This window comes from Sphingomonas donggukensis, from assembly GCF_023674425.1.
In the GTDB taxonomy this organism is placed as follows: Bacteria; Pseudomonadota; Alphaproteobacteria; order Sphingomonadales; family Sphingomonadaceae; genus Sphingomonas; species Sphingomonas donggukensis.
Map to the genome: position 1 here is coordinate 2,261,850 of NZ_CP098401.1, position 10,651 is coordinate 2,272,500.

The 10,651-nt window shown below is 62.2% G+C and carries 7 protein-coding genes, 1 tRNA gene and 2 rRNA genes (1 of these 10 running past the window's edge); 4 read left to right on the forward strand and 6 right to left on the reverse strand.

Annotation, left to right across the window (positions count from 1 at the left end; all coding sequences use genetic code 11):
• Position 1: 1 nt before the first annotated feature.
• From M9980_RS11085 to M9980_RS11095, 3 genes are all read right to left on the reverse strand, one after another.
• Entirely contained in the window at positions 2–1,339 is a 1,338-nt protein-coding gene (locus M9980_RS11085) for an MFS transporter (RefSeq protein ID WP_250750698.1), read from the reverse strand.
• 28 nt (positions 1,340–1,367) lie between these two features.
• Positions 1,368–3,878 (reverse strand): TonB-dependent receptor, encoded by a 2,511-nt coding sequence (locus tag M9980_RS11090; protein ID WP_250750700.1) that lies wholly within the window; start codon positions 3,876–3,878, stop codon positions 1,368–1,370.
• Positions 3,879–3,995: 117 nt separating this feature from the next.
• The gene (locus tag M9980_RS11095; protein WP_250750702.1) at positions 3,996–4,154 is read right to left on the reverse strand and encodes a hypothetical protein; all 159 of its coding nucleotides are present in this window, start codon (positions 4,152–4,154) and stop codon (positions 3,996–3,998) included.
• A 113-nt stretch (positions 4,155–4,267) separates the two neighbouring features.
• On the opposite strand from M9980_RS11095, the gene M9980_RS11100 reads away from it, so the two are divergent.
• The 4 genes from M9980_RS11100 to M9980_RS14315 all read left to right on the forward strand — a co-directional run bounded on the left by M9980_RS11100 (position 4,268) and on the right by M9980_RS14315 (position 9,437).
• Positions 4,268–5,095 carry a sugar phosphate isomerase/epimerase family protein gene (locus M9980_RS11100; RefSeq protein WP_250750704.1) on the forward strand — a complete coding sequence of 276 codons (828 nt, stop codon included), beginning with the start codon at positions 4,268–4,270 and terminating at the stop codon, positions 5,093–5,095.
• Entirely contained in the window at positions 5,092–6,816 is a 1,725-nt protein-coding gene (locus M9980_RS11105) for an FAD-dependent oxidoreductase (protein ID WP_250750706.1), read from the forward strand. Before M9980_RS11100 ends, M9980_RS11105 begins: the two co-directional genes overlap by 4 nt.
• A complete protein-coding gene (locus tag M9980_RS11110; protein WP_340689099.1) occupies positions 6,807–8,117 on the forward strand; it encodes an MFS transporter in 1,311 nt (436 codons plus the stop codon). The genes M9980_RS11105 and M9980_RS11110 overlap by 10 nt, the downstream gene beginning before the upstream one ends.
• Before the next feature lie 726 nt (positions 8,118–8,843).
• Entirely contained in the window at positions 8,844–9,437 is a 594-nt protein-coding gene (locus M9980_RS14315; RefSeq protein ID WP_422921399.1) for a recombinase zinc beta ribbon domain-containing protein, read from the forward strand.
• Here the strand turns inward: M9980_RS14315 and M9980_RS11115 are convergent.
• The 3 genes from M9980_RS11115 to M9980_RS11125 all read right to left on the reverse strand — a co-directional run.
• Positions 9,394–9,470 (reverse strand) — tRNA-Met (locus tag M9980_RS11115). The two genes, M9980_RS14315 and M9980_RS11115, sit on opposite strands and share 44 nt — an antisense overlap.
• 111 nt (positions 9,471–9,581) lie before the next feature.
• Positions 9,582–9,696: ribosomal RNA gene (rrf, locus tag M9980_RS11120) — 5S ribosomal RNA — on the reverse strand.
• Positions 9,697–9,819: 123 nt separating this feature from the next.
• Positions 9,820–10,651: ribosomal RNA gene (locus tag M9980_RS11125) — 23S ribosomal RNA — on the reverse strand; it runs 1,965 nt beyond the window's last position.

Genomic DNA, 10,651 nt, shown 5'->3' on the forward strand with positions numbered 1-10,651 from the left:
GTCAATTGACTTCTGTCACGTCAGTCCTCAGCCCCAGGCACAAAGCAGCGGCCAGCACCAGCGGTACGGCATATATCGAGAAGATGATGGCGTTGGACATCCCCGCGCCGACAAGCGCGCCCCCAACGATCGGCCCCAGCACTGCCCCGATGCGACCCACCCCCAGCGCCCAGCCGATTCCGGTGCCGCGCATATGTGCGGGGTAAAGCGAGGCGGCCAGTCCCCAGAAGCCGTTGAATCCCCCCCCGACCGTCATTCCCACCAGCATCGCGACGAACAGCGTTGCCGCCACGGGCACCGGCACCGCCCCAAAGACGATCATCGCGCAGGCGCCGATCCCGAGAAAGATCGCGGTCACGCGATTCAACTTGTTGCTCACGGCCAGCCAGCCGATCGCCGAGGTGCCGATGAACGCGCCCACATTGTATGTGGCCCCCGCATAGATCGCGTCACGCACGGGCAGGCCCGCCTGTGCCGAAAGCTTGGGAATCCAGCTGATCGCGAAGTACAGGACGAAGTATCCGAACGTGACCGCCAGCCACAGGATTGCGCTTTGCTTGGCCCGGCCATCGGCAAATAATGCGGTTACGCTCAGGCGACCTGCATCATTGGCCTTTTCGGGGAGCGTCTCGAACGGGGCAAGCGCAAGCCGCCTACGCAGGCGGTTGATCCGGGGCAGCGCACCTCGCGGCTGCACGCGCTGCAGGAACGTCAGGGATTCGGGAAGTGCTATGGCTACTATGGCCAACAGCACGAAGCTCAGAATGCCGATCGCCGTCAGCAGGATTTGCCATCCGGTATCCGAGATCAGAGACGCTGCGACAAAGGCCGTAATGACCGAACCAAGCGGCCAGCCTGCCTGCACGAAGCCTACCGCAAATCCGGCGTAACGCGGCGGCGCATATTCGGACGCCATCGCGGTCATCGAGACGCCGATCGTCCCGACACCGATGCCAACGAAAAAGCGCGCGATCATTAATTGGGTGGTGTCGTGCGCTTGTCCGGAAGCGACCATCGCCACCCCGACGAGCGCAAGCGCCGCCATAATCATCGTGCGCCTGCCGAAGCGATCCGCCAGTGGTGCAATGAAAAGGCAGCCAACCGCCATTCCTGCAAGACTGGCGCTGAAAATGGCGCCCAGTCGCTCAGGGGAGATGTTCCAGTCCGCCGCCAGATGCGGCGCGATGAACGACATGATCAACAGGTCGGTGCCGTCCAGCATATTGAGGAGGAAGCACAGTCCCACGACCGCAACGCGCAGCGGTTGCCACTGGACTTCCCCCACCTCTTCCGGACTGCCCCCGTCGCGGGACTGGACGACGGGGGTCAGCATCGACATCAGTCTCTTCCTTCTTGCCGCGTCGCTGTCAGAACTGCACGGCGAAGGTGCCGCCGAAATACCGGTCGAAGTCACGCGGTAGCGACTGGGCCACCGCGCCGGCGCCCCCGACCGAGCCCGAGATGCGCCGCAGCCCATCGACATAGTGCTTGTCGAACAGATTTTTCACGTACAGCGTCAGCTTGTATCGCTGATCGGGCGACGTGACGCCAAGCGTCATGTTCGCGACCCCGAACGACGGGCGTCGCCAGATAGAAGCCTCGTTGTTGGCGTCCGCAAGGTTCGTGAACAGCGTCTTCGACGTCCAGGAATAATTGCCTGCAAGGCTGACGTCGAAGCCGCCCGCCGCGAATTCATACTGCCCGCTGAAACCGTATTTCGTTTCCGGCGCGTTCAACGGATCGCCACCCTTCAGATTGGTGGTGGCGTTGATGAACAGATCGCCAAACTTATTGTCCGCGAACAGGAAATTGCCCGCGAGGCTGAGGCCGGGGATTGGCCGGATCGAGATGTCGCCCTCGATCCCCTTCGTGAACAGTTCGCCCGCAGAGCGCAGAACCGGCGCTCCCGATCCGTCGGTGCCCGAACTGGTGGTCTGGTAGCCGGTGAATTTTGTGTCGTAGCCGGTCAGGTTGACGGTGATACGACGATCCCAGAACTGGGACTTCAGACCGATCTCCCATGCCCGCGACTTCTCGGGATCGACCGGGCTCTCAGCAAAGCCGGCAGCCGTCAGGAACAGGTCGGCATCGACAGCCTGGCCCTTATAGCCACGCGCCCAGGAACCATAGACCAGGATATCTCGAGCAATCTGGTACTTCGCCACCAGCTTGCCGATCAGTTCGTTGTCCGAATAGCGCCTCTGGAAATCATATTGCGGCGTTCCAGGGTTTGCGCCTGGCGCCACTGCGCCATCGCGATTGATGCCGGCGGGCGTACCGATATGATCCCCGTTGGGCCCGGTGACCTTGTCGTGATCCCAACGCAGCGTTTCGTTGAGATAGCGGAAACCGCCGGTCAGCGTCAGGCCGTCGAACGGCTTGAAATCGACGTTTCCGAAGACTGCCTTGTTGATCGTGTGGACTTTCGTGACCATGTCCGCGAGCACATAGGCAGTGTCGCGTGCGACGGTGACCGTAGTCGGCGTCGGAAAGACGACGTTGCCGGCGATATTTGACCGAACCCCGGCAATCGTAAGGTCGCGTTCGACCTTGCTGTCGTAATAGAATAGTCCGAGGATATAATCGATCGTCTGACCGCCGGGCGACGTGAGCCGGACTTCCTGCGAGAACGTGTCGTTCTTCTCCAGACTGTTGCTTTCGCCGCACACATTGTTGCGGCAGGCAAAGCTCAGCGGATTGATGAGCAACGCATCGAGCCGCGCCGTGGCGTCCGCCTGGGAAATCCCCGGCACCGTTGCGTTGAACAACTGCTGCGCCGTTACGCCGGTGAACGGCGCATTGGTGCCGTCGCGGTCGCGGATCGCGAAATCGCGATAGTTGCGATAGGCCGTCAACGAGGTGAGCGTGTGCGTGCCGATCTCAAAATTGCCTTCGAGCGAGACGCCGCGATTCTTCTGATACCCTTCCTGCAAAGTGTTCAGATTGACCTGTCGGTTGTCCGGCCCGATCGGCGTGCTGGTAAATGCGCTGGTGACGTTGCCAGACGCCGCGGCGACACGCAGCGGTTCCGCGCAGCAATCCGCCTTGTTGTACGTGATATCGCCGGTCAACAGCAGGTTGAAGCCGTTTGCAGGCTCGAATTCCAGCTTGCCGCGGAAGCCATAGCCTTCGGAATTGTTCACGCTCTTGCCGGTCGCGATGTTCGTCACCACGCCATCGCGGGTGCGATAATAGCCGAACGCCCTGTAGGCGAGACTGTCGTTGATCGGGCCGGTCACCGAAATCTGTCCGGTGTACTCGTTATACTCTGCGATGCCGACCTCGGCGCGCCCCTCGAACCGCTCGCGATTTGGACGCTTGGTAATGATACTCACCGCGCCGGCGGAGGCGTTCTTTCCTTGCAGCGTGCCTTGAGGTCCATTGAGAACCTCGACCCGCTCGATGTCGCCCAGCCCGTCGAATGCCGCGCCCGGGCGGGTATAGACGACGCCATCGATGATCGTCGCGACGCTCGGCTCGACGCCGACCGAAAAGCTTTCCGTGCCGATGCCGCGGATCGAGAAGTTGAACAGCCGCGCTTCGTCTGCCGCCTGGAAGTTGAGCGTCGGCGAGATCACCGAAAACTCACGGACCGTCAGGATCGCCTGCGCGCCGAGCGCGACGTCATCGACTGCGGTGATGCTAGCGGCCACGGACTGCAGGCGCTCGCTCCGCTTGTTGGCGGTAACGATGATATCGCCAGACTGATCGGCTGCGGCATCCGCCGTCGCGGCGTCCGGCGATGCGGCTTGCGGCGACGGCTGCGGACCTTCGCTTGGAGCCTCAGGGATCCCCGTTTTCACTTGCTGCGCCTGGGCGACGCCGGCGGTCGTGATTGCCAGGATCGCCGCGGTGCCGGCGAGAAGCACACCTTTCATCGTTTCCTCCCCAATCGGACAATGCCGAATTTACCATCGGGTCCCCGCCCGCTTTGGTTCGCTCTCCTGATTAAGGATGCGCATGAACCTAGCTAATTTGAAATCGCTAGCCGATATTCACTTTGTCGAATTGGAGCCCTCGACCCCGGCGGCGTTTTGTCGCGACAGCGTCGGGTGAGTCGCCATATCGAATTTCTTATCTAATTGTTTTAAGATAGTTATTTTTGTTGTCGCCGCGATCGCTATGGCAACACCGACGTAAATCATGGTCGTCACATCCCATAATTTATCGTTCGAATGAGATGCCTGCGCAGATATGGCGCGCGTAAAATCCCGATGATAGGCCTGTATCTGCGCAAACAATCATGCGGCGCCGGGAGAGTCTGGAAGTGCGGGAAGCCGCTCGTGAATGCGAGATTTCGCTTGCCGCTCTTACGGTGCTCGGCTGCTCGTGCCATGAGCAGATCGACCTCGCGGCCGATGCCGGATATTCCCATGTCGGCATTCGCGTGATCGCGGCCACTCCGGATGAGCCGCACGAATCGCTCGTTGTCGGCTCCACCGCGTTTCGTGCGGCCCGGCAGGCGCTCTCCGCGAGCGGCGTGGCGGTGCTCGACATCGAAATCCTGCGACTCACACCGGATGTCGTCATCGATCGGTTCCGCCCCGCGCTCGAGACCGGCGCCGCCTTCGGCGCGCGCTTCGCGCTTGTCGCGGGCAACGACCCCGACCGCGCGCGCATGGCCGATCACTTCGCCGAACTGTGCGAGGCAGCAGCGGACTACGGAATCGTGCCGCATATCGAGGCTATGCCCTGGACCAGCGTTCCCACGGTCGGCGACGCCTTCGCGTTGTGCGCCGCCTCAGGCCGGACGGACGCTGGCGTTCTGATCGACGCATTTCACCTGGCCCGGTCGGGCGGCGTGCCGGCAGACATCCCGGTCGATACATCGCGATGCGGCTATGTGCAGCTGTGCGATATCGCGGGTCCGATTCCGGGCGCGATGACAGAAGTGATCGCGGAAGCGCGCGCGGGGCGCCTGTACCCCGGCGATGGCGAAATCGATCTTCCCGCACTGCTACGCGCATTGCCGCCCGGCATTCCCGTTAGCGTCGAAGTTCCCGATGCCGCCGCAATGGCAGCCGGCCGTTCGCCGCGCGACCATGCTGCCCGGGCGCTTGAAGCAACGCGCCGCGTTCTGGATCTGGCATCTTGATAGCGGCGGAGGACACCGATGTTCTCGTCATCGGATCGGGCGCGGGCGGCCTCTCGGCGGCAGTCGCTGCCGCTCATGGCGGTTGCCGCGTTGTCGTCGTCGAGACGTCATCGACGATCGGCGGCGCGAGTGCATGGTCGGGCGGCTGGATGTGGGTGCCCGGCAATCCTGTCGCGCGCCGCGCCGGGATCGCCGAGGACGCGGTCGCGCCCCGCGCCTACCTTCGCGCCGTGTTGGGCAATCGGTATGACGCGCCACGCGTCGAAGCATTGCTTCGCGGCGGGCCGGCGATGGTTTCGTTCTTCGAGCAGCACACCCGCCTCCGATTCGAAGGCGGAAACACCATCCCGGATATCTACGGCGATCTGCCGGGCGCCAGCCGCGGCGGACGTTCGATCATCGCCGAACGTATCGATATGCGCGGCGAGGACGACATGCTCCGCAGATTGCGCCCCCCGATGCGTGAGACTTCGCTGTGGGGCCTGCCTATCCAGGCAGGCGCAGATCTCGCCGCATTCCTCAGCGCGACGCGCCGGCCCGCGAGCATGTTGCACGTCGCGCGCCGTCTCGGGCGTCACGCGGCGGACCAGGCGCTCAGGAGGCGTGCGCGCGTCCTTGTGAACGGCGCCGCTCTTGTCGCGAGGCTGGCACTTTCCGCGCGCGACGCCGGCGTCATGATACGGACCGACACGTCGGCGCTCCGCCTCTCGTTCGATGGCCGGCGCGTAACCGGTGCGATCGTCGAGACGCCATTGGGCATGTGCGAGATAAAGGCGCGTCGCGGCGTCGTGCTTGCCACCGGCGGGATCAGCAACGACCAGCAGCGTCGTGCGCGCCTGTTCCCGCATAGTGGCGATGGAAGCGCCCACTGGAGCCTGCCTCCAGCGGATGTCGCCGGCGATGGAGCCAGGCTCGCTGAAGCAGTCGGCGCAGTATTCGATGAAAGCCCGGCGGCGGCAGGGGCGTGGTGTCCGGTGTCGCTTGTCCCGCATGCCGATGGCACCACGGGATATTTTCCCCACATCATCGATCGCGGCAAACCGGGAATTATCGCCGTGCTTCGGAACGGTCGGCGTTTCGTCAATGAGGCAAATGGCTATCACGACTACGTCGCCGCGCTGCTGGCGTCGACACCGCCGGGCGAACGACCGGAAAGCTGGCTGATTGCCGGGGCGAAGTCGATCAACCGTTACGGATTGGGCTTCGTCCGCCCTTGGCCATTCCCGCGCGCGCATTGGATCAGGCGAGGCTATCTGGTGCGTGGCCGCACCCTTGATGAACTCGCGGCGCAGTGCGGCATAAACGCTGCGGCCCTGCGCGAAACGGCTGCCCGGTTCGATGCGGCTGCGCATCGCGGAGAGGATCCGGCGTTCGGCCGTGGAGCCAGCCGCTACAACCGTCACCAGGGTGACCCAGCGGTGAGGCCGAATCCAACCTTGGCGCCGCTCGGCAGCGGCCCTTTCTATGCGATCAAGGTTGTGCCCGGCAGCTTCGGCAGCTTCGCCGGCATCAGCGTCGATCCCGTCGCCCGCGCGCTCAATGCGACGGGCTTGCCGATCGCAGGGCTGCATGTCGTCGGTGCAGATGCGGTCAGTGCATTGGGCGGCCATTATCCCGCCGGCGGCATCAATCTGGGGCCTGCCATGACATTCGGATTTCTCGCCGGCCGGACGCTGGCCGGGTTAGACGATCTCGCTCAAGAGGATTTTGGATGGAACTGACCGAACAGGAATTGCGCGCCCGGATCGACGCTGCGCCGATGTCGCCAAGGCAGATCGGGACGGTTGCGACGATGATCGCGCTCAATGCGCTGGACGGCTTCGATGTCTTGTCGGTCAGCTTCGCCTCGCCCGGGATCGCATCCGAATGGGGGATCGACCGCGCCGCACTCGGTATTGTCCTGTCGATGGAACTGGTGGGGATGGCGTTCGGCGCGTTGCTCCTCGGTCGCCTCGCAGACAAGGTCGGGCGCCGTTCGACGATCCTCGGCTGCCTCATTATCATGGCAACCGGAATGGCAGGTGCTGCGATGGCGACCAGTATTATCATGCTGTGCTGGTTGCGGCTGGTGACCGGCCTCGGCATCGGCGGCATGCTCGCTGCCACCAACGCCGCGGTCGCAGAAGCCGCGAACGGACGCTGGCGGAACCTGTGTGTCGTTCTGATGGCGGCGGGCTATCCCCTTGGCGCCGTACTTGGAGGCGGCGTCGCCAGCTACCTTCTGGCAGAATGGAGCTGGCGCGCGGTGTTCGTGTTCGGCGCCGTCATCACAGCGCTCTCGATCCCGCTGGTGCTTGTCGCCGCACCCGAATCAATCGGTTTCCTGATCTATCGACGGCCGGCCAACGCCCTGGTGCGCGTCAATGCCGCCTTGGAGCGCATCGGCCTCCAGGCGATCGCGGCGCTGCCCGCGACCGCGCGACGCGATGAAGCCCGCGAGTCGACCGGGTTGTTCGACGGGTCACTGCGGGCACGCACCGCGCTGCTGACCATCGCGTACTTCGGCCACATCCTGACCTATTATTTCGTGCTCAAATGGATTCCCAAGATCGTCGTCGACATGGGGTTTCCGGCGCCGGCGGCGGGTGGTGTCCTGGTTTGGGCGAATGTCGGCGGTCTCACCGGCGCTGTTCTGCTCGGGCTGCTCGCGACTCGGGTTCGACTCATCAATCTGCTGATCGCGACGCTAGCGGCGTCGGCGGTGATGGTGACGGTCTTCGGCTGGCACAGTCGCGGGATCGCGGAGCTTGCGCGCGTTGCTGCCATCGTCGGCTTTTTCACCAACGCCGGTGTCGTGGGGCTGTACGCACTGGTTGCCAGCCTATTCCCAACCGAAGTCCGCGCGTCGGCAACCGGCTTCGTGATCGGAATTGGCCGCGGCGGGGCGGCTCTCGCGCCTGCTCTTGCGGGAACGCTGTTTGCGAGTGGTGTCGGGCTATCAACTGTCGCCACGCTGATGGCGCTGGGATCGTTCGTTGCCGCGGTAGTCCTACTATTGCTACGCACGATCGTGCCACGATAAAGGCGGCGTCGAACAGCGCACCACGCGCGACGTACTGAAGTTTCAACTGCGGAGTTGGGCAGGACAGATCGCGTTTTCGTGACGCGGCGTGCGATCGGCTATGATCGCAAGTGTTTCGACGATCCCGACCATGAAACCGCGTCGGTTGCCGATCAGGACGTAAATGGCTTGATCGGCGAGCAGCGGAGGATGCGTATCGCATACCGCACGCGAGGCAATTTGCGTTCTTATTGGGAAGATTGTCGTGCAGCGCGGCGGCAAGCGGTGCGACATTCAGCTGCATGGGGATTTGTTTGCGATGCGGGTACACGATTTGCCCGCTGTCGCAGCCGCGGCACCTTAACATCGATGGCTCAACGAAGGCACGCGGCCGCGGACGATCGAGCTATGCGGAAGCGAGATCCCTTGCCGCGTTCGGAGGTACCAAAGCGCAGCGTTGCAGTTCCACGGGGCGCAGGGGCGCATGCCCTCGCGTTTCTGAATAGCACGCTCTCACCAACCGAATGAGGCTGAGGCGCTCGACGCCGGTTCAAGAGCGAGACTCACGCAATCCTCTCGTCGTGCCATGCTGAGCTCAGCGTCACCTGGGCATAAAGCTGCTTCATCATCACCATCGCGCTCAGGCGATACTCGTGCCAGTTAAGCAACGGCTCCCGTTCGACCAGCGCGCCCGGAAGGTCTCATATGCGGGCGCGAACGCCGCTATCGGCTGCGTGACGACAACGAATGGGTTGTCGTCGACACGCCGGATATGCGGATCATCGACGATGCGCCTTGGGAAGGCGTGCGAGAGCAAATCGAGCGCCGGCAACGACCGTCCTCCACGGTGCCGGTAGCGCGGCAGAATCGCAAAAACACCTGTTGTCGGGGCTGATCCGCTGCAGTTGCTGTGGCGCGGCCTACACGGTCAGCGGTAAAGACGATTACTGTTCGGCGGGTCAGAAGGAGCGCGACACTTGTACCAACACCGTCTCGGTTCGTAAGGCCGGTGTTGAGACCGCCACGCTCGCGATCCCGCAAGGGCAACTGTTCATCGACGAGCAGGCGCGTATCTTCGTCGACGACAAGGTTGCCGAGCTTCGCGTGTCACTCGACGAGGAAACCGTTTGCGGCGAGGCGGCCGAGATTTTGAGTTGCCTTATCGAGAGTTTGACGACCAATTCGACGAGCGCAAAAGGCGCCGAAGCGGAAATCGTCGCCAAGGTGCAGGATCTGGCGGCCTTTGCCACAAACGAAAATCCCCCGGTCCGTGGGACCGGGGGTTGTTCTACACCGTTGGTTGCGGGGACAGGATTTGAACCTGTGACCTTCAGGTTATGAGCCTGACGAGCTACCGGGCTGCTCCACCCCGCGCCAACATGCGCCACTGGCCATAAGCCGGTTGGGCAGCGCGTAGAGACTGGTACGTCTCTGACATTGTGAATGGGTTTCTTGAAACTTCGCACACATCTCACCGGCTACAATGCCTGGCGACGACCTACTCTTCCATTGCTTGAGCAATAGTACCATCGGCGCTGTCTGGTTTCACGTCCGAGTTCGGGATGGGATCGGGTGGGGCACAGACGCTATGGCCACCAAGCAATGAAGCCGGTGAGAATGCGTGTGAAGTTTTTCAAATCGATGTTCAGTCTAGCGTCTAGGCCAGAGAAATCATCCGCCAACCGCTATCTGGAAAACCAGAGCTGTCATTGATGGTGGAACTCTCAAGCGCGAATAGGACAATTAGTATCGGTTAGCTCCATGCGTTACCGCACTTCCACATCCGATCTATCAAGGTCGTGGTCTCCGACCGTCCTATGAAATCTTATCTCGAGGGAGGCTTCCCGCTTAGATGCTTTCAGCGGTTATCCCGTCCATACATAGCTACCCTGCTGCGCCGTTGGCACGACGACAGGTACACCAGAGGTATGTTCAACCCGGTCCTCTCGTACTAGGGTCAACTCCTCTCAAATTTCGACGCCCACGGCAGATAGGGACCAAACTGTCTCGCGACGTTCTGAACCCAGCTCACGTACCACTTTAATTGGCGAACAGCCAAACCCTTGGGACCTGCTCCAGCCCCAGGATGTGATGAGCCGACATCGAGGTGCCAAACAACCCCGTCGATATGAGCTCTTGGGGGTTATCAGCCTGTTATCCCCGGCGTACCTTTTATCCGTTGAGCGATGGCCCTTCCACGAGGGACCACCGGATCACTATGACCGACTTTCGTCTCTGCTCGACTTGTCAGTCTCGCAGTCAGGCTGGCTTATGCCATTGCACTCTAACAGCCGGTTTCCAACCGGCCTGAGCCAACCTTCGCGCGCCTCCGTTACTCTTTAGGAGGCGACCGCCCCAGTCAAACTACCCGCCACAGAGGGTCCCTGAACCAGTTTCATGGTTCGAGGTTAGACATCAGAAAACAACAGGGTGGTATTTCACCTATGGCTCCACACCGGCTGGCGCCAATGCTTCAAAGCCTCCCACCTATGCTACACAGTTCTTTCCTAATGCCACTCTGAAGCTGCAGTAAAGGTGCACGGGGTCTTTCCGTC

Coding starts and splice junctions, on each gene's coding strand:
- M9980_RS11090 (WP_250750700.1), bottom strand. CDS start 3,878: ATGAAAGGTGTGCTTCTCGCCGGCACCGCGGCGATCCTGGCAATCACG.
- M9980_RS14315 (WP_422921399.1), top strand. CDS start 8,844: ATGGGTTGTCGTCGACACGCCGGATATGCGGATCATCGACGATGCGCC.
- M9980_RS11085 (WP_250750698.1), bottom strand. CDS start 1,339: ATGTCGATGCTGACCCCCGTCGTCCAGTCCCGCGACGGGGGCAGTCCG.
- M9980_RS11110 (WP_340689099.1), top strand. CDS start 6,807: ATGGAACTGACCGAACAGGAATTGCGCGCCCGGATCGACGCTGCGCCG.